Here is a 24632-nt window from a genome sequence, read left to right as displayed (position 1 = left end):
TATCTATTGACTTCCTATATTAGGAAATCTATACTAAAATAAGTAGTTAATAATTGGGGGTAAATTTGTCATGAATGAGCTAATAAAGCCAAAAGCATTAAAACCAGGGGATACTATCGCTCTCATTTCTATCTCTGGCGGTAGAGGTGGCGATGCTGATATGATCCCGGTAGGCGCGATGGCAGAAATTGATTGCGATAAAGTTTTATTTAATATAATAGAATCAGTTGTAAGTTGATCTCTATTAAAGTATATGGAAATACAGTGGTACTCATTTTGTTGAAGTGTACATAGATATTCAGTAATTATTTTTTATTGCTATTTTAAATAATTGTGATAATATAAAAATTGGAAATTATAAAGGATAAGTAGGATTTACTACTACTAATGGAGATTACATATGAAAATTGAAACAAATGATTTAATTATTCGCAGTTATGAGTTGAGAGACGAAAATGATTTATGCGAATATATGTTACAGCGAGTTAATGCTGAATTTGAGGCGTATCCAGATTTTACTAGTGATAAAGCAAAAGAAGAACTTGAATATAGAATGCAAAGCGATGAATTCTATGCAATTGAGTTAAAAAATGAACATAAGGTTATCGGAAATATTTATCTAGGAAAAAGGGATTTTAATACAAGAGAACTCGGCTATGTATTAAATGAGAACTATCAGCATAGGGGCTATGGTAGTGATGCCAGCAAAGCGATGATAGAATATCTGTTTAATCAAGGCGTTCATAGAATTTATGCAGAATGCGCACCTCAAAATCCACCTTCATGGAAGTTAATGGAAAATGTTGGAATGAAACGTGAAGCATATTTTAGAAAAAACGTTTCTTTTCATAAAGACCAAAACGGAAACCCTATCTATTGGGATACCTATGTGTATGCGATATTAAATCCAGAGGAAGAAGTATAATGAATTATCGTCATAGAAACAATTGTAAACTGCGTAAATGAATGCTCTAATAGGTGATGTTATAAAATAATGAAAGATTTTTAATGTGACATAAATTGAGCCTTGAATTCGGCCCTCATCTCGTACTTACTTTTAAAAGCGAAAACCTAAAAATATCTATGGTTTTCGCTTTTTTCTTGCTTAAAAATTTAAGTACTCGGTGTGCACTTATACTAGTAATGTACTCATTTACACTAGAACTACTGCTTGTCAATCATCTCTTCCACTACTATTTCTTGACTTCCCATATTAGGAAAATTATACTAAGAGAAATAGGTAATTATAGGATAACACTAATTATATCAAGATTAGGAACATAACCAAATCAGGAGAGGGTTCATGAAGACTATATTAGAAGAAGAAAGATTTCATTTTATATCAGATGAAAACAAAGCAATTATTTTAGCATTTAACGATGAGATTACAAAACTCGGGTATGATTTTGGCGGTAACATAGGAAGTGGCTTTTGTTGGGGAAAATATATGATTATTTATTCAAAAAGCGGCGTTAAAAGTAAACAAGTTGCTGCCAGAATATACATAAGAGAAAACAGTATTATTCTCCGTGTTTTCTTAAATAAAATTGATAAGCATCGTGAATATATTGAAAATTCTAAGAGTTTTATAAAGGACGTTTTTACTAGTGATTATGGTACATGCAAGCATTGTCATAATGAAAAAGATGGGACTTGCAAATTCAGAAAATCTTATAGCTTAGATAATAAATTCATTGAAAAATGCAATGGTTTTACCTTTGAATTTTTGGAACCAAACCTAGATAAATTATCGGACTATATCGATTTACTAAGAGAATTTTACCCTGTTAGACGATCATGTACCGTATCTTAATACAAGTTTAAAAACTAACTAACACAACAGTGAACAGATGAGCTTTTAGGGTATTCAAACTAAATTATTTTGCATTAAACTGTACAAACCCATCTGGTATAGGCGTGTGTACAGCTTGTAATTATATGCATTTAATACCCATGATTCTGCTCTTCCTAAAGGAGGAAATAGTATGGTTATTTTAATTACTGGTAGCTCTCACACCGGAAAGACTGCACTCGCTCAAAAGTTATTAAAAAAATACGAATTCCCGTATTTATCACAAGACCATTTAAAAATGGGATTAATCAGAAGTGGATTTAGCACATTAACACCAGAAGATGATGTCGAAGATATCATTCAGGTTCTTTGGCCTATCACCAGAGAAATAATTAAAACATGTATCGAAAATAAACAAAATTTAGTCATTGAAGGATGTTACATTCCGTTTGATTATAAAAAGGATTTTAAAGATGACTATTTAAAGTATATTAAATTTAATTGTCTTATATTTAGTACAAACTATATCAATAAACACTATGAAGTTATTATGAAACATGCAAGTATTATAGAATGTAGAGATGAAGATGATGCCAAATATTGTACAAAAGAAATGCTACTTAGAGAGAATTCACTCAATCTAGAGAAATGTATAGAATCAAATAACGAATATACTTTAATTGATAATAGATATGATGTTGATATAGTATTATAAAATTGTATTATGACTGTACTCGTATCCTTACAATTCATTGTACTCATATCCTTTCAGTTCATTGTAAGGTTGACTTTACACATCATTACGTTTATACTACATGTAACGTTAACCTTACAGAGAGGGATTAGATAATGAAAAATAGAATTCGAGAATTAAGAGAACTCAAAGGATTAACTCAAGAACAGTTGGGTGAGCTTGTTCGAACCTCAAGACAAGCGATTAACGCAATAGAAACGGAAAAATTCGAACCTTCCATTTGGCTTGCATATGATATTTCAAACGTTTTTGGGTGTTCTATCGAAGAGGTTTTTATCTTTGAAGAAAGTAAACGAAAATCAAGGGCTGAAAGTAGCAGGAGGGACAGCTATGGCTATTAGACAATTAAGATTTCGTGATGATGAGATACTAAGAAAAAAATGCAAAGAAGTTTCGTTAGTTGACGATAAGATACGTCAAATACTGGATGACATGATGGATACCTTACATCATACAGAGAATGGTGCAGCCTTGGCGGCGAATCAAGTCGGTATCTTAAAAAGACTCATTGTTATAGACTACTGTAATTATTATTATAAATTAATAAATCCTAAAATAGTGGGTTCCAGTGGAGTGCAGGAATGCATCGAAGGATGCTTGAGTTTCCCGAACCATTTTGTTAAAACTATTCGCCCTCAAAAAGTAACTGTTCAGGCACTAAATGAGAATGGCGAAGAAATATTAATTTCAGGAGAAGGCGAGATGGCAAAATGTTTTTGCCATGAGATTGAGCATTTAAATGGTGAAATCTTCTTGGATAAGGCTATAGAGGAATAAGGTACTACAAGGCCCATGTATGGAAGTTTAACAGGAGAAGCACATGAGGATACTATGATTCATGAATTTGGCTATCTGGGATTACCAGAAACTTATCGTATCATTATTGTAACAGAAAGCGGCAAGGTAACTGTCTCTGATACTTTTACTAGAAAGGTCTTACAAAGTAGTATTACCTATGATTATCTTAGCAATCAAGGTACTACCCCTCCTCTACTAACTGCTTATATTGTACAATTTTTTTCAACATGTATACCAACACTCCTCATTGAATTCATTGTACTATTATTATTTGGTTTTTCAGTCAAGAATAATTATAAGGTATTCTTAACGGTGAATATCACAACACAGCTCATCATGACAGCCATATTAGGTGCGACTATTATCTATAAAGGTTCTTTATATGCTAACATAATTCTATTTCCTGTTGAATTATTTATATTACTTTCAGAATCTATTATTTATTCTAAACTTTTAAAGGGCTATACTGGAAAAGAGAGAGTTTTTTATGGTGTTGTCGCTAACTTAACAAGTTTCATCGTTGGCCTATTTCTGCTATCAAAACAATATGAAATGATAGTATCTATATTGTCTATAAGGTATTAATATCTATTCAGCACTATCAGTCAATAAAATATCTATCAGATAGCAACTCTGGTTTTAAGTGGTTTTGCTTCGCTTGACACACAATATCATCAATAAAAACATGTTTCACGAGATAATCCTTGCCAATAAATAAAGGTGAGATTCCAAAGAAGCTCACCTTTACTAACCTTATTCTAAACTAAATATTGACCATAATCATCTTTTATAAAACCAAAAATAATTCTAAATACATCGATAAAATAACCAAATCCCAATAATCCAAACGTAAAAAAGTATAATAGAAACATCTTATAACGTTTTAAATATAAATAATGGAATCCTAAATATCCAAAAAAGAAGCAAAGTAATAAAGCTGTCCCCCGTTTCTTTTGAGGTACTATAATCTCTTCTGGCCCATTGTAAATATGAATCGGATCTTTTCCTTGCTTATATTGTTGCTTCCAAGATTTATTATTCGATTTTACTAAACTTGTCGATAAAATATCATTTACTAAATCATTAATATCTTCCGAAAGTTCATCGGATATTTTATCGGATGATATATTGATAGATCTTTGAAACGTTTGACTTTGAACCGTTTTATTATGATATGTTTGGCTATGAGATGAATAGTTTTGATGCGCTTGATTTTGATGTGCTTGTTGCTGCTCCTGATTTTCTTTAAAGGTAGAGCCACAATATAGACATTGAATTCCCTCTACTCTTGCACCGCAATTTGGACACTTATCCAACGTAATTTCCCCCTGGTAACAATAAATTATATTTATTTGTTGTTACATTATTTTACCATAAATCATTAATGCAAGCAATCGAAACTAACTCCATATCAAACAAGCTATCTTTAAAGTACCATCTTTTTTTACAATCGACATATTAAAAATTCCATATTCTTTTACTTCCTTACCACTGATACAATAGCATTTTTCATATTCGCTACTTGTCAGAGTGCTTATATCATTTTCAATTATTTTTACGTTAACTTGTTTTTCTTGAAATCCATTTTCAAAGTACTCTGGATGAAATTTTATTAATGATGTAAATTCTGAAACAAATTCATCAATAGTTTTTCTATGATAGCACCCATCTTTGCATTCGAATAAAATCGCATCACTTAAAAAATACTCACGAAATGCTTCTTCCCTCCATTCTTCTCCCTTGTCAAATGATATTGTTTTGTAAAAATCTTTTATAAAAGTATGTAACATATCAAAACCCCTTTACATTCTTTATGAAACAATGTATTCTCCCCAAACACTTTCCATGAATATTCTTTATTTCTTTATAGCCTTTTGATACCAATTTCGGTAAATCTCAATTTGTTCATTAAAATAATTGTCATTATACCAGCAGCAACCTGCATTTCGCTGCATTACATCAGCATGAAGCCCCATTAACCATAACTGCCTTAATGCAATAAACACCTCAATCGATTGCACTTCTTGAACACCAAGTAATCGTATCTCTTCATACCCCTCAAGCAATGCTCTCCATTCCTCACCTTCTAAATAGTCATTATTTTGATACGATTCATTCCATGCATAGACACAGAGATCATAAGCACGGTATCCATATCCCATACAATCAAAATCAAATATTACAGGTGTCATTTCTTCAAAAAAGATATTACCACTATGCAAATCACCATGGCAAAATCCGTAATTTGGTTCTTCTCGCTGTAACTTATCTTCAATCAACTTTCCAAGCTTTTTACTTGACTCTACTAGAAATTCATAATCAGTCTCACGATTCTTTAAATATGGTTGTATCCGCTCTAGAGGTTCACTAATTAATGCCGTCAAATCTATTGGTTTCCTACTACATAGGTAATGTTTCTCGTCTGCTCTTTGATGCATTTTTGCAATGTTTCTACCTAGATTTCGAAAACAAGTTTTCTTATCTTCCGAAGGCTTATTCTTGACCTCTGTAAAAAGTACACCATATCGAGTTCCTTCCGGAGCATTGATTTTCCAAAGAAAAGTACCATCCTTTGCTCTCACTGGACGTACTACAGGTAGTTCTATATGTAATAAATCGAGAAGAATATTTATCTCTTCCTCATAGTCTTTCTCATCGTGCATCCCAGTTTGGGAAATTCGTAAATAATAATATTCCATCGAAGTTTTTATTTGGTAAATATCATTCATTCCACTATCAAAGAACTCACATTGGATAGGCTCTATAACATCATAACGCTTTATTAATTCATCCTTTATTGCATCTGGAGATAGCTGAGAATATCGAACTTTAAATATAGAATCCATAGCATAATCAATCCTTTCTATTTTTTAGTCAAAGCGGGTAATCGCAATCCGTTTACGCTACCAGCTCTACCTCATTACCACTACGTGGCATTTTAAAACAGGCAAGTCCTTACCCCCGCTTACAGAAGCGGGGGGCTTCCCTAATGAGGTTAAATTACTTATATTATTTCAGTCTCATATTTCTAAAATTTTTATATCTTGAATCTGCAATATCTGTATGTATATCTACGCTATTAAAATATACCATAAAATCCAACTGATTTCATCCATAAACTACCAATATTTATAAGTAAGTATAATTAATTTCAGTCTACGGTATTCATTCGCCCATCTATTAATCTTATTCATCAGTTCATCTATACGAAAAAAAGCGTCATATCAATGATATGACGCTTCATTACATTTAATTGATCTAATTCTATTCTGCTTTAGCAAAGAAATCTCTCTTTGTATAATCTACTTGCAATGTTTTAGGAAGTTCATACTTTAAGCACAAACTTTCGTCTTCACTGTCTTTTGCAAGGAAGAAGTTATATTCACCTGCTTCACAAATCCATTCTTTTTCCTCATTGATAAAGGATAATATGTCTAGCTTGAAATCAAATGTAACTGTTTTTACTTCTCCAGGAAGCAAACTAATTCGCTTAAATCCAAGAAGTTCACGAATAGGACGAATCATACTTCCAATTACATCTTTTCCATAAAGCTGTACTACTTCATCTCCATGGGTGTTTCCTGTGTTCTTTACATCAACGCAAATCTGTAGAACTGGAATTGCTTCTTCTAAAACATTCATTTTTGCATTGCTGTATTCAAAATCTGTATAGCTAAGTCCATATCCAAAAGGTCTTGCAACAACTCCTTTTTGGTCATTATAGGTAGCGGAACCCAAGGATTGTAATGTTTTATAATGACTTGCATTTTGCTGATAATGATAAGTATAAACGCCATCTCCATAAGGAACATCCTGTTGTAATCTACCGCCTGGATTATTTTCTCCTGAGAGTGTTTCGGCAATTGCTTGCCCTGCATAAGTACAACATAACCAGCCTTCTAAAACAGCTTTTGCATTCTCGTATGCATTGCTACTTACCAATGGTTTTGCATCGGTATGCACCACTACAAAATTAGGATTTGCTTCTCCAACTTTTTGCAGAAGTTCTTCTTGTGCTCCTGGAAGACCCGCACTTGCAGTATCTACACCTTCTCCGTTTGTGCTATGTCCACCATAACCATTCTTTCCACCAACTGTTACGATTACTATATCTGCCCTTTTTGCAGCTTCTACTGCTGCTTCTATATAAGTCTTGTCTGGATCCTTATAATCACATCCCATAAGATACTCTACGTTTGGATATTTTTCATTTAATGCATGGAAAATAGTTCTTGCCTGTGGATAACGTCTGCGAATTAATGTTTCTACCACGTCGTTATCTACTTTCCCTCCAAATATGGAATCCGCATCCATCTGACCAGAGCCACCTTCTAACCCTGCCATTGCTGCCATATTACCAAGAAGCATTTCTTCCATCCCCACTGCAGTATAGGTTGACCACATTTTTCGTAGGCTGTTGCCAGTAGGTCCTACTACTAGGATTCTGGCATTCTTATCTTTTATTGGAAGAATACCGTCATTTTTCGTTAAAGTCATTGCCTTTCTACTTGCTTCTAGACTTCCTAACTCTAGACTCTCGTCTGTATATACTTTTTCTATGACGGAATCCTCTTGTGGATATGGATTCTCAAATAAACCTAATTTAAATTTCAACTCTAAGCTTCTTAAACAAGAACGATCCACATATTTCTCGTCTAACAGACCTTTTTCCACAGCTTCCACCAAGTTATGATTGTAAGCGGATGGATTTGGACATTCTACATCCAATCCAGCTTTCAGACATTGGATTGCTGCATCCTGTAAATCTTTTGCTACATGGAAATTATTTACCAATCGATCCACCGACATGTAGTCACTTACAACCAATCCGTCAAAACCGAGATCCTCTCGTAGTAAATCATTCAAAATTGCTTTAGAAGCGCAAACAGGTCTTCCTTCCATTTCTGCATAAGAATTCATCACAGATAATAAGTCTGCTTTCCGAATGGCAGCTTCAAATGGTTTCGCATGAACTTCTCTTGTTTCCCTTCCATCCAGCATCGTCTTTGCCATGTTAATTCCACCTTCAGTGATTGAATAACCTAAAAAGTGTTTTGCCGTCGCCGCTACACCTTTCGTGTGATCACTCCCCTGTAGGCCTGATATGAAAGCACATGCCATTTCTGATACAAGTGTTGGGTCATTTCCGTAAGTTTCGTTAATACGACCCCATCTAAGATCTCTTGCGATATCTAATACTGGCGACAATGCCTGTCTTGCGCCCACTGCTACCATCTGTCTTCGTATTTTATCGCCCATCTCTCTTACCATTTCTGGATCAAAAGAAGCACCTAAACTAATGGAAGTAGGATATGTTAAGGCATTTGGAAACACCGGCCCGCTTAATGCTTCACAATGAATCACTGCTGGAATTCGTAGACGACTAGAAGCCATTACCTTATCCTGTAACTTACGAATCATGGCAGCATGTGCTTTGGGTTCTTCTTTGCCGCCCATGATTGCCAACTGCCCGATTCCATTTTCCAGTGAAAAGCCTTCTTCAATTCCTGGAATAGGTGCTGGAATCATATGAGTAGACAATTGATTGACCTTTTCCGGAAGTGTTAACTTACTAAGTAAATCCTGCGCTCTTTCTCTTGCTGTTAAAGTTTTATCCAAATACATTTCCATATTCTATTTCTCCCTTCTTTGCTTTAAATCCTCCTCGATTTGCGGATAAATTTTGTCAATATTGGAATATCCAAGGAATATCATTGCAAATAAAAGTCCGATAATTGGCAATCCTACATATAAAAATTTGATTACGTTAAGCGCGGATTCCGATTGTACAGCCAAAGTTGCATCATACTTACCTAATGCAAGTCCCCATCCTACAAGTGCGCTACCGAGTCCTGTTCCAACTTTCATCCCAAAGCTGGTTGCACTATTGGTAAGGCCATCTTGTCGCACTCCTGTTTTCCATTCACCATAATCAATCGCATCGGCAACAATTGCAAAAAGTCCTGCCGTATTCGGTGCAACGCCTACACCTTTAATAACAAGTCCAATTAGAACAACCGTTAAATTGGTCGGAGCCAATAACACAATTATGGAACCTATCATTTGAAGAGCAAGTCCTCCCATCATGCATTTCCATTTTCCTATCTTCCTTGTCAAAATTGGGAATAATGGTAATCCGAATATCAGAGGAATCATGGTTGCCATAGTAATTAATCCATAGATTTTGGCATCTCCCAAAATATCTCTTGCAAAATAAATACCAATACCAGATCCTGCTCCTTGTATTAAATAAGTGATTACAAAAAGTAAAGTAATGGATATAAAATATCTGTTTTTAAATAAAACCTTAAAGCTCTCAATCACAGAGATGTCTTCTTTCATTTCTGCTTTTTGTGGTGTATAACGTTCTTTTGTTCCGAAAAAAGTAATCATAAAAGCGATTGACGACAATACTGCATAAATAACCGAAGTGGTACCCCAGCCAAATTTTTCAACTAGCGGAATCGTGATACTGGAAATCATAATTGCAGTAATCATCGTACAAATAAAGCGGATGGTACTTGCAGATGCACGCGTCTGTTGATCATCTGTCATAAGAGAAAGTAATGCATTATAAGATAGATTACTTGCTGTATAGGCAAATGCTGCAACAAATACATAAGTCACTGACGCATATACTACTTTTCCAGTATTCTCAAGACCCATAGGTACATTGAATAATAGTATCAGGCCTATCGCCATCATTGGGGTGCTCCATAAAATCCAAGGTCTCGCTTTTCCCATTTTTGTATGTGTCCTATCCAAAATAGTTCCAAAACACAAATCGGTTACCCCATCCAAAAGCCTTGTAACAAGCATAATTGTTCCTACCACTGCTGCGCTTAGCCCAACATTATCCGTATAATAAAGTGTTAAAAAGGCACTGACAGTTGTCCATACAAAATTACAACCTACATCTCCAAATCCGAAAGCTAATTTTTCCTTAAAAGATACTTTATCCTTCATAGTCACTTTCCTTCCTATAGTACAATCGTACCTTGGGTCAAGTCTTGACTGTCACTGCTTGTACCCAGATAAACTTCATAGGTCATATGCTCCAATTCCATTTTTCCATTTGCTTCGTTATACCAGCACAATTCACTTACTGGACATTCTATCTCAACTCTTTTACTTTCGCCTGCATTTAAAGATACTCGGCTAAATCCTCTTAATATTTTAACTGGTCTGTCTATGGAAGAATTAGAAAATCCAACATACATTTGTACAACTTCCGTACCCTCTCGTTTTCCTATGTTTGTTATGGTTGCGTCGGCACTGATAGAATTCCCATTAGTAGAAAAAACAATATCTTCTAGTTTAAACTCGGTATAAGAAAGCCCATAACCAAATGGAATGGATGGTTTAACGCCTTCCTTTTCCAATTTAGTGTACCCATGATAATAATCATAATATTGAGATTCCGTATCCCAATCTACCTGTGGTAAATCGCTTTCTTTATAAGGAATCACAAACGGTAATTTTCCACTTGGATTCACATCACCAAACAGAATCTCAGCAATCGCTGTACCACCTTCCATTCCTGGATAATATGCCATCATAATCGCATTAACATCTTTTTTCCATTCCTCAATCATAATCATATTACCGCCGATTAAGACAGCAACGGAATTTTTATTTATAGGACCTACTTCTTGAATTAGTTTGATCTCGTTTTTATGTAACCCCAAAGAATCCTTGCGGTCTCCTCCCATTGAACCAGTATATCCTTCACTTTGGGCTTCTGAAACATATTCGCCCTCATCGTCATGATCATATCCAACCACAAAAACAACTGCGTCCGCTTCTTTGGCCAATTCTTTGGCATGCTCTATATCCTCTCCGTCATAAAATATAACTTGAGATTTTGGTGAAACATTGGCAATTCCTTGAATTGGTGAAACCACATATTTCGGAAATACCCAGCTAGAACCATGATCTCCTATGTTCTCTTTTTTTCCGAGTTTTCCAAGTACCACTGTTTTCTTAATTGCTTCCTTGGATAATGGAAGAATTTCATTTTCATTTTTTATTAAGGTAATTCCTTCTCTTGCGGATTGCAGGGCAAGGTCAATATGTTCCTTACAGCCAATTTTTTCTTCAGAAATTTCTTTCCTAGATGCATTTTCTGTCTGGGAAGCCAACAATGTTCTTATAATTCGTAATGCTGCCTCATCTATTTTAGATTCAGCTACAAGTCCATCCTTAACCGCCTGTACTAGTTTTTCACCAAAAAACTGTGTACAACACATTTCTATATCCTGTCCTCCATTAGCTGCTTCTACCGTATCTTTCACACCCCAAATGAAATCACTCATTACAAATCCATCAAAATCCCATTCCTTTTTCAAGACTTCATTTAGTAGGTAATCACTATGACCGCAATGGGTACCTTGATATAAATTGTAAGCACTCATAACGCTTGCTGCTCCACGATCGATACATTTTTTGAAATGTGGTAAAAATACTTCTCGCTCTGTACGTTTATCACATTTTACATCCACTTTAAATCTAGAAATTTCCATCTGATTAAAAGCAAAATGCTTAATACAAGCAATTACATTTTCCTCTTGAATGCCTTTTGCCAAAGAACTTCCCATTTCACCGATATGGTAAGATTCTTCTCCGTAGGTCTCTTGGCTTCTTCCCCAACCAGGATTATAAGGGAGATTAATACACACACCTGCAAACAAGTTTCCTTTATAAGCACGGATTTCTTCTGCAATGGCACGTCCTATTTTCTCCTCTAGCTCTGTATCAAAAGAAGCTCCTCTACACATGGATACCGGAAAACAAGTACTTTTTCCAGTTCCGCAAACAACTCCTCTTGGCCCATCACAAAATAACATTGGTGGAATATTTTCCTTTTCTATCCCACCTGCTGGGTATGGAAAATAATTGTAATGTTTATTCAAAGGATCTGACATCATGTCCTGCATCATTCCTTCTAAAGTGACGTTTCCTCCCATAAGAGAAACTTTCTCTTCTAAGTTCAATGTATCCAAAATTCTTTTTGCTTCCTTTGTGTAACTAAGTCTTTGGTCTTTCGTGATACTCATAAAAATTGCCTCCTTATATATTCTTATTTTTTCTTTCATTAACTCTTTTTTCTCATGCTATTAATCGTATTACTGCTTAGAACAGAATGGCTCATAGCCGTTAATTACAGGAATGCTCCTTTATTTATCAATTACTGTATCGGATAAGTAATCCATGTGCTTCCTTTTCACTCCAAGTAAGATATCCCTTAATTTCCATATCGTTGTTTAAGCAACCTCCATTGCTCCGATATTCATTTGGTGTAATTCCCACTTCTGTCTTAAATACACGATAGAATGTCTTGTCCGATTGAAATCCTACCAAATCGGCTATTATGCCTATTTGCTTATCCGTATATTTCAGTAGTCTTCTAGCTTCATCAATGCGGCGTTCGGTCAATAGTTTTTTAGCAGAAATCCCTAGATTGCTTGTTAAAAATCTATGGACGCTCTTTTCACTCATTCCAATTTCTTTGTACATATCTTCTAGTACAAACTCATTTTTAAAATGATTCTGAATATAATCAATACAAGTCATTAGAAAATTATTGTTGTTTTCATTTCGTTTTTCACCTGAAGACTTCTGATAGATATCATAAGAGAGATTCTCAAAGCATTCGGCTACTAGCATTAAAACTAGGGCCCTTGTTCGTAAGCTTGCCGTTTCACAAATTTTTTCCCTCAAATTAGATAATCCAATCTGAGATACTAGCTGTGTGAAAATATCAATATTACATTTAGGCTGCATTCTTTGGTTTTTGCTGTTCAAATAAAAATAATAATCTCTATTTTCATTTTTTTCGATACAAAACAGTTCTGGTACAATTTGAATAAAAAGCAAAAGATTATTGTCGTTGGTACACTGTAGTTCATGTATTGTTTTGGAGTTTAATAAAATAATATCTCCTTCTTGTAGAATTACAGCTTCTGGTCGCGTATTAATCTTTATACTTCCTTTCAAAACAAATACAAATTCATATTCATAATGCCAATGAAAATTAGAATATTTTATAGATGTAATAAATATTCTTGCACTCCGAAAATTATTGTATTCAATTAGTTCAAAATTGTAATTATTCATATTGCATCTCTCCTATTCTTATATTATCATTTTTTTAGTCATATTGTTCTCATAAACAGACTTGTTACATCTTGTTTTTGGACATCTTATATATTTACTTTCGGTTTTTATATTATTTTTTATATATTTTTAAGTTTTGATTTAGTAAAATTATATCAATTAACAATAATACCACTTTTTTATATCAGAGGTACGGAATATTTTGTAAGATGAGTTGGTATTGCTCTAACGAAAGAATTATTGTCGCATTCCATCCAATCAGAATATCCAGATAAAAATCCTGGTAGCTTTTATTATGACAGTATATCATAAATCCTTCTCTGATACTTTTGTCATTATCATTATGATTTTTAATTGATTTGTATGGGTATAGTGCTAATATTAGATTGTTTTAATAAAAGAAAAGTCAAAGCGGATATTCGCAATCCGCTTACGTTATTTAGAATTTTTTTCTGCCCAATTTATTTTTGAGCAAAAAAAAGCTGCCATACCAATGATGATATAACAATTATCTACATGTTCAGTTTCACCCTCATTCCATACTCTCACACAGTTGGTGTTAAAGTAGTTGAGACTTGCATTCGTTAGAGCGTAGCCCACTAAATACACATAAACAAGTAATGAGGAGTGATTTTACACTCCTCATTACTTAAAGAAACAAGCATATTTTCTAAAAAAAATGATAATGCGGCCTATTTTCGCCAAATAACCAATATCTTAAGTAATCATCCAATATAATGGCGAAACTAGATAAGATACACCAAAGCATTGAAAAAGGTAAACAAACCTGCCCTAGTATTTGAAATGCATGATTTGAATAATCCCACACATCTAATTGGAATACTATATTAATTAGTATTCCTGAGATTAATTCAACTATAGTTACGATAACTCCTCCTAATAATGCTTGTAACCAAAAAGGAGATCTTGGAAGGAATTTGTCTATCATTCCAATTAATACAAAACAAATTCCACCTACAATGCCCATAGTCCAATGAGTATAACCACGTCTTGAAATAATTTCGATTAACAGATATAATGCTCCGCCAATAAAAAATAATGTCAAATATTTATTAATCAAAGTTTTCATAACATTCCTCCTAATTATAGTTTCTCCTATGATTAGGTTTCAATGCTGAGAATAACTTCTAAAGACTATAGTATATGGAAAGTTTGATTTTTTATACAATTCCTGAAAATATCTGGTGAGCTTTAGTCTTTTTATGTAAAGAAAAATTTAATCCTTTCCCTTTATTATTCTCGTTTTGATTGATAAATTCAACCTCACAAAGAGCGCATTGTCCTGCATTGAGCCATTCTGATTGAATCTGCCTACGTTCAAGCACAATCCCTGACTTTCCATTCTTCTTGTTTATATTCTAACGATGTCTTCTTTACGATAATATTCTTTCGATTATATTCTTTTTAACTATATTATTTTCAATAATAATCTCCTCGATGGTAATATACTAGTTTGACTTCCTTCTATAGTATTTTCCTTCTATAGTATTTCCTCTATAGTATTTCCTTCTATAGTATTTTCCATATTAGTATGCTATCTTTTTGATCTAAAAATTCTTACGGTACTATAGGAGATAGCCGCTATGTCAATCAGCATTACCAGAACTTCCTATCATTATTTTCATTTTATTTATTTTTTTATAATTTCTTATTACTATACATTTCTAGACCAAAACCTACACTTTTCCCCCTAGGATAATCTCTTAATGGAAATATATTCACGAACTATTCAACTCTTCTAATAAAATAATCATTAGAAAAAACTAGGTTATCCAACACTGTATAAAGTAAGAATGATAACCTAGTTTTTTTGATATTTCTATCATAGTCATTAACTCAGACTGAATATCCTAATCGCTTTTTACGATATCAGTGATTGAATTAATTTAATTTATTTGTAAACGCAATGATGTCAATTCTAAACTTGAAAACAATTTTAATTCGAACTAACCAATGTCACATTCGATGGCGGAGCTACTGACGGAGTATCATGAGTAGCAATAAATCCGAAGGTCATGCTTTGCCCTGGATCTAGATTCATCGCCCACGCTGGTCCCTTCACTGTAATAGTACCCGAATTCTGACTAACCAAATCTGCAGCCCATATTTGGTCTATATACCCTTTGTAAGTAAATGATACAACAAAATTCTTTAATGCTGTACTAGTGGTATTGGTTAATGTGATATTTGCCTGTGTATGTTTATCCCAAGTATTCGTTACTTCGTATTTTAATGTGACTGGACCTGTTCCTGGAATTGGTGTCGGAGTAGGGGTTGCTGTTGGAGTTATTGTTGGCTTTGGTGTCACGGTTGGTGTTGGAGTTACTGACGGAGTTATTGATGGTTTTGGTGTTACAGTTGGGGTTGGAGTCGCCGTTGGGGTTGGAGTCGCCGTTGGGGTTGGCGTAGGAGTTACCGCTGTTGCAGTTCCTGTTATGTTACCATTAGACTTATTAAGATTATATTTTGTCTTTTGGCCATCATAAAACTCCATCTCAAATGATATAGTTCCATCATAAACAGAACCATCCTTAAAGAAATCAGGCTTAATCGTTAAAATATTGTTATCATAGTTAGCCACATAAGTTGTACTATACTCTAAATACATCCACCAGCTTTGATTCGGACCAACTCGATTAGAACCTATATACGCTGTTGAACGACGGAGTTTACTTCCGTTAAACTGAACTGGAATATTAATTCCATTGGATACAGTTCCGTTCATATTTTGAAATACTGGTGCTTTGAATTTCACTAAATACTCATGCCAATCAGCTCCGCTTGAAAACTTAATCACTAAATCAGCTATAGTACCGAAATTACTTCCCATAGCATCATAAACCCTCTTCACGTAGGAAGCTTTTAATGTCAGCGTTGCACTGGATTGGTTGTACGTAAAATCAGTACCACTAGTTAATCCTGTTACTCCAACAAATGTATTCCCATTTAGAGTAAGTGGGATATTAATATCATTAGAAGGACTACTGTTTAAGTAAATGGTATCAAGACCGGTTGCATAAGAGGAACGACCTGTCATAGATGCTTCTAACATATTTCCAACCAAAGGTTTTTTCCAGCTATACTTAGAATCGTTACGGTTAATTCCAGATCCGTTATCCCAGAACATTAAGCAGATTTTCTTTTGTCTAGCTAAATAACTCATATACTCATAATATTTTAATTCTTCACCCGGTTGATTACATTCAGTACCAGAGTCATAACCTAAAAGGCCATATTCTCCGATGACTACGCCTATTTTTTTCGCAGTAAATGCATTAGAAATGGTATCAAATGCCTTATTTGCAGCGTCACGAGGACTGTAATCACCATTTCCCCATAAATCCTCATCAAAACCTGTCTTACCTAGATTTGCACTAAATACCCATTCACTATAATAATGAACCGTTGCAATTACATTTGGGTCATTCAATTTGGTTATGAAATCAGCCAATGGTGTACTATTATCATGGTTCGTATTCAATGTTGGTAAAACAATCATTCTCTTTGCATTCGATCCACCAGAAGCACGAATAATGTTATAAGCTGCTTGGTTAATCATATCTGTTTTATTTTGTGCTGTAATACTTCCGGAGGCATTAAATTGTGGCTCATTTATCGTTTCGAAACAAACTTGTAGCGGATAATCTTTAAATGCCTTCGCTAGTTGATCCCACATTTGAGTAAATCTTACATACTGTACAGAACTCTTATTACCATCCCATGAAGATAACCATATCCATGAATCATGGTGAATATTTATCATTACGTATAAACCTTCTGCAACCGCATAATCTACTACTTCTTTGTAACGTGCTATCCATGCACTATCAATAGTACAAACACCATTACTCTCCGTATATCTACGGGTTAGGGTTAATGGTATACGGATACTACTATAGCCTTTTAGCTTGACTGCATGGATTAACTCTTTTGTAACCTTAGGATTTCCCCAAGCGGTCTCGCCTTGATCTGGTTTTGAGGTATCTGAGTCAAAACCATCAAAGGAATTTCCTAAGTTCCAACCTGCACCCATCGCCTCAACATACTGTTGAGAGGTCAGGCCGTCTGCTGTTGCTGCTTGTACTGGCTCTCTCCCCCATTGCAACGACGCTATCATTGTTGCAACTGCCACTAAAACAGCACACGTTTGTTTCAGTTTTCTTTTCATTGCTATTCCTCCTTATAATTATTTGATAGGACTGTATGTCCTAGAAAAATCATATACCATTTTTTTACAATTTTCAACCCATGAAATTATACATGTTTTATATTATTTTATAACATTTTCACAAACGATATTGTTTTTAACGATAATTTCCGACTATTATAATTATGTGCTTAAAATAAATCACCTTTGTATATATACCACGTAAATTACTATAAGATTTTTTTTCTATGAAATAATATTAATACTTTAAATATAAAAAAGAGATAACTACTATGCCTTCACATAACATAGTATTATCTCTTTTCGTCTTTACGCCTAATTTAATGTTGGTTTCACTTTTACCTATTTTTACTTTCAAGCTCAACCATTAACTCAATAATCTGAGTTTCTAATTCATCTATTTTATTATCTTTTTCTTCTAGCTTTGTTTCTAATAATTGCTTTTCCTTATGAAGCTCTTCTGCATTGATTACATCATGTTCTCTTACTGTTTTATCCTTCTGTTTTAACTCAGTGATTTCATTAGTTAATCTATTATAATTTTGTTGAAGTTCCTCATTTTTGTCAACCAATTGCTGTATCACAGTGGTCTGTTCTTCTACTCTTTCTTTTTGCTTCGCTAGACTCATCGTTTGTTCAATAGAGATATCTCGTTGCTTTTCTAATGCAAGCATTGCTGAGTTCATGATTGCATCTTTTTGTTGTAAATTACTTAATAAAGTATTCTTTTCAGATTCACCATCTTTTATTTTTTCTTCTAGTTGGCTAATAATTTCTTGTGCTTTCTTCACCTCAGTTGAAAGCTCTTCTTGGTCATTAATCAGTCGATCCAATTGCTCCCGCTTTTCAGTAATATCATTCGCTTTTGTTAAGTCTTCTTGATTAATCCTATATAATTTTTGTTCTAATTGATAAATCTGCTCTTTTCTTTGATCTAAAAGCCTATTCTTTTCATCTATTAGTATGCCAAAATCAAGAACTTTTTGCTCGGAAGCTTTTAAGCTATCAATTTCTTTCTCATACTTCTCTTCAAGTAAATCTAACTTATTATTAGCTTGTTCTTGTAGTAACTGATTCTCTTCCCTTAGATTTTTATTTTCAAACTCAGATTGCTTTAGTTTCTCATTTAGATTAATCAACTCTTCTTTCGTTAACTCTATATGATCCTCTAACTCACTAAGCTTAGATTTTAGGGATTTCTCTTCATTATTTAGACCCTCGATAAATTCTTGTAATTGCTCTTTTTCTTGGAATCCGTTCGCTATCTGCTCTTCTAAGAGTTTTTTCTCTTTTCTAGCATTTTCTATTATCTCTTCTTTTTCAATTGCCACAAGATTCTTGATTTCTTCAAGTTGCTGAACAGCTTGCTCTATTATTTCATGTTTCTCATGCTCTGCATATTCCTTTTGTTCCTCTAACTCTTGTTTTGCGTTAGATAATATTTCTTCCTTTTCTTTTTCTGCAAGCTTTTTATATACTTCTAATTCTTGTACTGCTTGGAATTTAATTTCTTCATTTTCTTGTTCTACAAGCTTTTTATAAGCTTCCAACTCCTGTGCAGTTTGGAATTTATTATCTTCTTTTACTTGCTCTACTATCTTCTTATATTCTTCTATCTCTTGTGCTGCTTGGAATTTAATTTCTGCTTTTTCTTGCTCTGCTAGCTTCTTATATTCCTCTATCTCTTGTGCTGCTTGGAATTTAATTTCTGCTTTTTCTTGTTCTTTTAGCCTCTTATATTCCTCTATATGTCGTTCTGCTTCTAATTTAATATCCTCATTCTCTTTTTCTGCATGCTTCTTATATGCTTCAAGTTCTGATTCCGAATTTTCTTTGATAGCCTCTTTTTCCGTTACAGACTGTTTTAATTTCTCAGAGATATCAGCAACTTCCTCCTCCGATAATTCTATAAGTTCTTCTAATTCATGAATCTTTGATTCTAAGTTGATTTCTATTTCTCTTGAATTATTAACCTGCTGTATCAAATGTTCTTTTTCTTGAATCATTGCTGCTATCTGCTCTTCTAAGAGTTTTTGCTCCCTACTAGCATTTTCCTTTAATTCTTCTTGCTTATGAGCCACAAGCTCTGCGTATTCCTCGTATTCTTTTTCTGCTTGCGTTCTTATATCTTCTTTCTCTTTCTCTACAAGAGAAATATATTCTTCTAACTCTTGTTCTGCTTTTAGCTTTATTTCTTCTTTTTCTTGTTCTGCTTTTAGCTTTATTTCTTCTTTTTCTTGTTCTGCTTTTACCCTTACATCTTCTTTTTCTTGCTTTGCAAGCTTCTTATATTCCTCAAATTCTTGTTCTACTTGTTTACTGATATCTTCTTTTTCTTTTTCTACAAGAGTCATATATTCTTCTAACTCTTGTTCTGCAAGCTTCTTATATTCTTCTAATTGTAGCTCTGCTTGCGTCCTTATATCTTCTTTTTCTTGTTTTGCAAGCTTCTTATATTCCTCAAATTCTTGTTCTACTTGCGCCCTTATATCTTCTTTCTCTTTCTCTGCAAGGGCAATATATTCTTCTAACTCTTGTTCCGCTTTTACCTTTACTTCTTCTTTTTCTTGCTTTGCAAGCTTCTTATATTCCTCTACTTCTAGCTCTGCTTGCGTTCTTATTTCTTCTTTCTCTTTCTCTGTAAGAGCTATATATTCTTCTAATTCGTGTTCCGCTTTTACCTCTATTTCTTCTTTTTCTTGCTTTGCAAGCACCTTATACTTCTCAAGTTCTAGCTCTGCTTGTGCTTTAATATCTTCTTTTTCTTGATTCGCAAGCTTCTTATATTCTTCTAATTCTAACCCTGCTTGTTTGCTTATATCTTCTTTCTCTTTCTCTGCAAGAGCTATATATTCTTCTAACTCTTGTTCTGCATTTACCTTAATTTCTTCATTTTCTTGTTTTGCAAGTTTCTTATATTCCTCGATTTCTCGCTCAAACTTATCTTTCAGTTCTAATTTTTCTTCTTGGAATTTCTCTTTCAAAGTTTCTATCTCACTGAAAGCTTGCTTTTTAACTTTTTCCTTTTCCTCTAGTATCCTATTATTTTCTTCAATTGCCTTCTTTAGCTTCTCAGATACTTGAACAGCATCATCCCCTGATAGCTCCAAGAGTTCTTCAAGCTCGTTAACTTTAGATTTCAAAGTCTCAGCTTCTATACTTAAGCTTTCTAGCTGCTTTGTTAATTGCTCTTTCTCATTATTAGAAGTATTTATTAAACTTTCAAGATTCTCCTTATCAGCATATAGCTTTTCTTTTTCCATTGATAAGCTATCATATTTTTGTGATAGAATATTGAATTCTTCCATCGAAGTTTTTTGCTTTTCCTTTAATTCTTCAATAAGATTAGAGAGTTCCTCAATCTCTTTTACTTTTAATAAAGTTTCCGATGAAGTCTTTTCTAGTTCCTGTTTTGCTTGGCGAATTTGAGCTTTTATCTCCTCTAGAGAATTCGTTAAGCCTTGATTCTTAGCCCTCTCTTCCTCTAGCTTATTAATTAAATCATTATGTCCTTCTGTAAGAATTTCTTTTTCCTTCTCTAATTCTTGGATATGATTTTTGCTTTGCAGTAGTTCAATCTTTATGCTCTCATGATGATCTTCACTTTGATTTAATTCATTTTGAAGATTTTCTATGTTCTCTAATAGTTTGTTATGTTCTAACTCTTTATTTTTAAGCTGTTCCTTTAGTGTTGTAAGTTCATTGTTCCCTTGTTCGCATTTTACTTTGATATCTTTAAATTGCACAGCTAGTTCTTCTTGACCTTGTTTTGCTCTCTCCGACTCAAGTTTTAGTTTTTCAATCAGGGCTTTATTTTGTATTAGTTCTTCTTTTTGCTTTTTTTCTTCATCTTCTAACCCATGAATTAGATCAACCTTATTTTTAATAATCGAAGTCTTTTCCTCAAGTTCTGACTCTAAACTCTTCACATTCTCAGTAAGCTTAGTAATTTCACCCTCTTTTTCTGTAAAAATGGTTTCTGATTCTTCTAATAGCTTTGCTAGTTCTTTTATCTGATTTTCATTCGATTCTAACTTTTCTTTCTCTGTTGATCGCTCCTCTTCCATAACTTTTAATTTATTTTCTAATTCAAGATAAGCTTTCTGCTTTTCTTTTATTGTGCTAGAGAGGCTATCTTTATCAAGACGAAGTGTTTTTAGTTTCGATTCATAATCTCCAATGTCACTGTTTAATCTTGAAATCTGATCTTCTCTTTCTTTCACATAAGCTTCTACTTCAGTGGTAATTTCATTATACTTAGCAATCTCACTTTGAAAAAAAGAAACTTTTTGTAAAAGCTGCTTCATTTCCTGCTCTCGTTTTTCCAAAAGTGCTCTGCTTTCTTTATAACTTTTATTTAAATCCTCTATCGTTAACAGACTATTCTCATATTCCTGTTCTATTTCTAATATACGTTGTTTTTCCTGCTTGGATAATAGCATTTCTCGTACTCCCTTTCATCTGCCTTCAAATTTTATAATGTACTGGGGTAATTGTAATTAAATCTATAAGATAATTTCAACAAAATATCTATATTTTAAAAAATAACTAGGCTTTATTATACTTGTTTTTGTTATAAAAATCCATGCTTTCATGGTTTCCTTTTTTTCTCAGTCAAAGCGGTATTTGCAATCCGCTTACGCTGCCAGCTCTACCTCATTGCCCTATGCAAATCCAAAAGAATACGCATCACTAACCTCTTAATAATAAAAAGAGATACCTATTAAGTATCTCTGCTTTCATATCCTATGTACAACATAACTACTTGCATTATAAAAATTCTCACATAGTTAGAAACATTGTATGCTTATACAACTTACTTCTTATGACATACTCTATTCCTTTTTTGTTTGGTTCATTTTATTTACATATGACATACTCTATTCCTTTTTTGTTTGGTTCATTTTATTTATATATGCCATACTTTTTGCGGTCATTTCAATCCATGCTGGGCGAAATCCACTTCTGATTGCATTACGTACAGACTTTATATTGGACCATGCAGCGCAATAAAACGGAACCTTTCCTAGATGCAATATTTCAAGAGCTAATCGACTTGTTAATGCGGATGCGATACCTTTTCTTCGGTACTCTGGAAGCACATCAATTCCAATCTGCCACATGGTATCACAGTCTGCGGAACAACCAGCTAATCCTATTATTTTATCACCATCATAAGCTGCCACAGCTAAAACATCAAGTTCCTTTCTTGTCTCGCATAAAGCATTCGTCCATTCCCCAGTGTAAAGAGTAGCAAAGTCTGGTTTTTTTAATACTCTTAACTCATATTCACAAGGAAGCTCCCTTAAATTATTGACATCAGGTAGAAAATACTCTGCCATGAAACAGACGCGCATATCCTTTTTCTGTAGTTCATCATTTAAGATATGCAGGTTTGGTGTTTCAAAACAATGTTCTATCGGATGGGTGTTAATATACTCCTTCACGATATCCTCTATCTCTTTATCGACTGATGCAACTATATTGGAACCATAAGAAACAAGATTGCAGTAGAATGGAAGAATCAAATATTTCCTTGCGTGTGGACTATGTTCGGAAATTACAACCTTATTCTTGATTGATAAAAAATCGATACTATTACAATTTAAATCATACGCAGATTGTTCCATTGCAATCTGAAAAATTTCACTGTTGCTTAACATAATATCCCCCCTCCATTTCAATTAATACTACTTGTAGATCCTCCTATTCTTTCTAGAAAATCCCCCCGATTAAAATTCACATTTGATAGTTCTGGTAAATAGACCATTCAAAGTTTCCCAAGCATCCTTCTCAAGGTACAAAATCTCATAGACAGCCATACAAATAGGTAATTCCACTCCGTAGTTTTTCCCAAGACTTACAATCGCTTTCACGGTATAATACCCTTCTGCTAATTTATCAAACTCCTCCTTCTTAACAAATGCTTCACCATAACGACGATTATGGCTATACATAGAGAAAATAGTAGCTTCATAATCCCCTAAATGACACAATCCATAAGCTGATAATTCATTTCCCCCCATCGCCTTAATTAGTCGTGCAATTTCTCTCGTTCCTCTAGACATTAAGGCGCCTTTTAACGAGGATAGGCCTAATCCATCCAACATTCCTGCTGCTATACCGATTACATTCTTAGCTGCTGCACCTATTTCATTACCAATTAGGTCTTGACCGTAGTAAAAGCGAATCAAATCACTCGAAAATGAATCCACCAGCATCTTTTTAACCTGTTCGTTCTTACTGTCAATTACCATACAGTTCGGAACCCCACGGTAGAACTCTTGCACATGACCAGGTCCAAGCCATACTGCTACCTCATTGGAGAAGTCCAAGTTATCATTTACTATTTGAGTTAATCTTCTTCCGGATGAGATTTCGATTCCTTTCATACATAGGACAATAATTTTATTTTGTATATGAAGTGGATTCAATTCTTCCATAAGCTTTTGAAGTCCCTGAGAATTTATCGAAATTACAATAATCTCTGATTTTTCCACGGTATCAAGTTCATTTGTCAACTGTACGGATGGAGGTAATTCCAGTAAATCATTCTTTCTCTCACGCATAAATCTTTGCATATGCTCAGAATCTTTACGTCCATATAATGTAACATCTTGACCAATCTTATCTAAATACCATGTTATCAAGGACCCCCAACGTCCACAACCTATTACTGTAATTTTCATTCCTTAACCTCCAACTTAAATCTCAAAAAAATTTCTGAAAAACTATCCTTATGATTTTCATAGTTACCTGCTTATATTCTTATGCAGTATATAGTATTCTTTGTAATTATACCATTCTATCCTTTAAAATCAATTTAATAATAGTAGATTTAAGCTAGCTACCTCATACGAAATAGAGTAGTAGATTTATGCTAGCTACCCTTACGAAATAGAGTAGTAGATTTATGCTAGCTATCCTCACGAAATAGAGTAGTAGATTTATGCTAGCTATCCTCACGAAATAGAGTAGTAGAT

19 protein-coding genes are annotated in these 24632 nt (G+C 33.9%); 7 read left to right on the top strand and 12 right to left on the bottom strand.

The window, feature by feature from the left end; genetic code table 11:
* Nucleotides 1–70: 70 nt before the first annotated feature.
* The 7 genes from RTP52_RS08740 to RTP52_RS08710 all read left to right on the top strand — a co-directional run bounded on the left by RTP52_RS08740 (nucleotide 71) and on the right by RTP52_RS08710 (nucleotide 3929).
* Entirely contained in the window at nucleotides 71–238 is a 168-nt protein-coding gene (locus RTP52_RS08740) for a hypothetical protein (protein WP_312370619.1), read from the top strand.
* Between the two features lie 162 nt (nucleotides 239–400).
* A complete protein-coding gene (locus RTP52_RS08735; RefSeq protein ID WP_312370617.1) occupies nucleotides 401–925 on the top strand; it encodes a GNAT family N-acetyltransferase in 525 nt (174 codons plus the stop codon).
* A gap of 378 nt (nucleotides 926–1303) precedes the next feature.
* Nucleotides 1304–1813 carry a hypothetical protein gene (locus RTP52_RS08730; RefSeq protein ID WP_312370614.1) on the top strand — a complete coding sequence of 170 codons (510 nt, stop codon included), beginning with the start codon at nucleotides 1304–1306 and terminating at the stop codon, nucleotides 1811–1813.
* A gap of 172 nt (nucleotides 1814–1985) precedes the next feature.
* Nucleotides 1986–2507 carry an adenylate kinase gene (locus RTP52_RS08725; protein WP_312104637.1) on the top strand — a complete coding sequence of 174 codons (522 nt, stop codon included), beginning with the start codon at nucleotides 1986–1988 and terminating at the stop codon, nucleotides 2505–2507.
* Nucleotides 2508–2641: 134 nt separating this feature from the next.
* Entirely contained in the window at nucleotides 2642–2887 is a 246-nt protein-coding gene (locus tag RTP52_RS08720; RefSeq protein WP_312370613.1) for a helix-turn-helix transcriptional regulator, read from the top strand.
* Complete coding sequence (gene def / locus RTP52_RS08715; protein WP_312370611.1) at nucleotides 2877–3323, top strand: peptide deformylase; 447 nt, start codon at nucleotides 2877–2879, stop codon at nucleotides 3321–3323. Before RTP52_RS08720 ends, def begins: the two co-directional genes overlap by 11 nt.
* A 54-nt stretch (nucleotides 3324–3377) precedes the next feature.
* Complete coding sequence (locus RTP52_RS08710) at nucleotides 3378–3929, top strand: hypothetical protein (RefSeq protein WP_312370609.1); 552 nt, start codon at nucleotides 3378–3380, stop codon at nucleotides 3927–3929.
* Between the two features lie 173 nt (nucleotides 3930–4102).
* On the opposite strand, the gene RTP52_RS08705 is transcribed toward RTP52_RS08710, so the two are convergent.
* From RTP52_RS08705 to RTP52_RS08650, 12 genes are all read right to left on the bottom strand, one after another.
* Entirely contained in the window at nucleotides 4103–4660 is a 558-nt protein-coding gene (locus RTP52_RS08705) for a TM2 domain-containing protein (protein WP_312370608.1), read from the bottom strand.
* Between the two features lie 84 nt (nucleotides 4661–4744).
* The gene (locus RTP52_RS08700) at nucleotides 4745–5134 is read right to left on the bottom strand and encodes a hypothetical protein (protein WP_312370607.1); all 390 of its coding nucleotides are present in this window, start codon (nucleotides 5132–5134) and stop codon (nucleotides 4745–4747) included.
* A 66-nt stretch (nucleotides 5135–5200) separates the two neighbouring features.
* Nucleotides 5201–6190, bottom strand: a complete 990-nt coding sequence (locus tag RTP52_RS08695) for a phosphotransferase enzyme family protein (protein ID WP_312370605.1) — start codon at nucleotides 6188–6190, stop codon at nucleotides 5201–5203.
* A 418-nt stretch (nucleotides 6191–6608) separates the two neighbouring features.
* Nucleotides 6609–8975 carry a beta-glucosidase family protein gene (locus tag RTP52_RS08690; protein WP_312370602.1) on the bottom strand — a complete coding sequence of 789 codons (2367 nt, stop codon included), beginning with the start codon at nucleotides 8973–8975 and terminating at the stop codon, nucleotides 6609–6611.
* A gap of 3 nt (nucleotides 8976–8978) precedes the next feature.
* On the bottom strand, nucleotides 8979–10310 hold the full coding sequence (locus tag RTP52_RS08685; protein WP_312102325.1) for an MFS transporter: 1332 nt from the start codon (nucleotides 10308–10310) through the stop codon (nucleotides 8979–8981).
* Nucleotides 10311–10324: 14 nt separating this feature from the next.
* Nucleotides 10325–12400, bottom strand: a complete 2076-nt coding sequence (locus tag RTP52_RS08680; RefSeq protein WP_312370599.1) for a beta-glucosidase — start codon at nucleotides 12398–12400, stop codon at nucleotides 10325–10327.
* 127 nt (nucleotides 12401–12527) lie between these two features.
* The gene (locus RTP52_RS08675) at nucleotides 12528–13460 is read right to left on the bottom strand and encodes an AraC family transcriptional regulator (RefSeq protein WP_312102321.1); all 933 of its coding nucleotides are present in this window, start codon (nucleotides 13458–13460) and stop codon (nucleotides 12528–12530) included.
* A 670-nt stretch (nucleotides 13461–14130) separates the two neighbouring features.
* Nucleotides 14131–14550: a putative ABC transporter permease gene (locus RTP52_RS08670; RefSeq protein WP_312102319.1), complete on the bottom strand. Its 420-nt coding sequence runs from the start codon at nucleotides 14548–14550 to the stop codon at nucleotides 14131–14133.
* An 867-nt stretch (nucleotides 14551–15417) separates the two neighbouring features.
* Nucleotides 15418–17649 (bottom strand): cellulase family glycosylhydrolase, encoded by a 2232-nt coding sequence (locus RTP52_RS08665; protein WP_312370596.1) that lies wholly within the window; start codon nucleotides 17647–17649, stop codon nucleotides 15418–15420.
* A 338-nt stretch (nucleotides 17650–17987) separates the two neighbouring features.
* Nucleotides 17988–22091 carry a hypothetical protein gene (locus RTP52_RS08660; protein ID WP_312370594.1) on the bottom strand — a complete coding sequence of 1368 codons (4104 nt, stop codon included), beginning with the start codon at nucleotides 22089–22091 and terminating at the stop codon, nucleotides 17988–17990.
* 438 nt (nucleotides 22092–22529) lie between these two features.
* Nucleotides 22530–23312, bottom strand: a complete 783-nt coding sequence (locus tag RTP52_RS08655) for a GNAT family N-acetyltransferase (protein WP_312370592.1) — start codon at nucleotides 23310–23312, stop codon at nucleotides 22530–22532.
* Between the two features lie 69 nt (nucleotides 23313–23381).
* Nucleotides 23382–24338, bottom strand: coding sequence for an NAD(P)H-dependent glycerol-3-phosphate dehydrogenase (locus RTP52_RS08650; RefSeq protein WP_312102308.1), 957 nt, complete (start codon nucleotides 24336–24338; stop codon nucleotides 23382–23384).
* Nucleotides 24339–24632: the final 294 nt, after the last annotated feature.

The organism is Lachnoclostridium sp. (assembly GCF_031997925.1).
Taxonomy (GTDB): Bacteria; Bacillota; Clostridia; order Lachnospirales; family Lachnospiraceae; genus Lachnoclostridium.
This window is presented reverse-complemented; position numbering and strand designations above follow the sequence as displayed.

Bases quoted from the DNA above. Each gene is read 5' to 3' on its own strand.
- RTP52_RS08660 (WP_312370594.1), bottom strand. From the start codon at position 22,091: ATGCTATTATCCAAGCAGGAAAAACAACGTATATTAGAAATAGAACAG.
- RTP52_RS08685 (WP_312102325.1), bottom strand. From the start codon at position 10,310: ATGAAGGATAAAGTATCTTTTAAGGAAAAATTAGCTTTCGGATTTGGA.
- def (WP_312370611.1), top strand. From the start codon at position 2,877: ATGGCTATTAGACAATTAAGATTTCGTGATGATGAGATACTAAGAAAA.
- RTP52_RS08650 (WP_312102308.1), bottom strand. From the start codon at position 24,338: ATGAAAATTACAGTAATAGGTTGTGGACGTTGGGGGTCCTTGATAACA.
- RTP52_RS08680 (WP_312370599.1), bottom strand. From the start codon at position 12,400: ATGAGTATCACGAAAGACCAAAGACTTAGTTACACAAAGGAAGCAAAA.
- RTP52_RS08720 (WP_312370613.1), top strand. From the start codon at position 2,642: ATGAAAAATAGAATTCGAGAATTAAGAGAACTCAAAGGATTAACTCAA.
- RTP52_RS08690 (WP_312370602.1), bottom strand. From the start codon at position 8,975: ATGGAAATGTATTTGGATAAAACTTTAACAGCAAGAGAAAGAGCGCAG.
- RTP52_RS08735 (WP_312370617.1), top strand. From the start codon at position 401: ATGAAAATTGAAACAAATGATTTAATTATTCGCAGTTATGAGTTGAGA.
- RTP52_RS08740 (WP_312370619.1), top strand. From the start codon at position 71: ATGAATGAGCTAATAAAGCCAAAAGCATTAAAACCAGGGGATACTATC.
- RTP52_RS08665 (WP_312370596.1), bottom strand. From the start codon at position 17,649: ATGAAAAGAAAACTGAAACAAACGTGTGCTGTTTTAGTGGCAGTTGCA.
- RTP52_RS08700 (WP_312370607.1), bottom strand. From the start codon at position 5,134: ATGTTACATACTTTTATAAAAGATTTTTACAAAACAATATCATTTGAC.
- RTP52_RS08670 (WP_312102319.1), bottom strand. From the start codon at position 14,550: ATGAAAACTTTGATTAATAAATATTTGACATTATTTTTTATTGGCGGA.
- RTP52_RS08695 (WP_312370605.1), bottom strand. From the start codon at position 6,190: ATGGATTCTATATTTAAAGTTCGATATTCTCAGCTATCTCCAGATGCA.
- RTP52_RS08730 (WP_312370614.1), top strand. From the start codon at position 1,304: ATGAAGACTATATTAGAAGAAGAAAGATTTCATTTTATATCAGATGAA.
- RTP52_RS08725 (WP_312104637.1), top strand. From the start codon at position 1,986: ATGGTTATTTTAATTACTGGTAGCTCTCACACCGGAAAGACTGCACTC.
- RTP52_RS08655 (WP_312370592.1), bottom strand. From the start codon at position 23,312: ATGTTAAGCAACAGTGAAATTTTTCAGATTGCAATGGAACAATCTGCG.
- RTP52_RS08710 (WP_312370609.1), top strand. From the start codon at position 3,378: ATGATTCATGAATTTGGCTATCTGGGATTACCAGAAACTTATCGTATC.
- RTP52_RS08675 (WP_312102321.1), bottom strand. From the start codon at position 13,460: ATGAATAATTACAATTTTGAACTAATTGAATACAATAATTTTCGGAGT.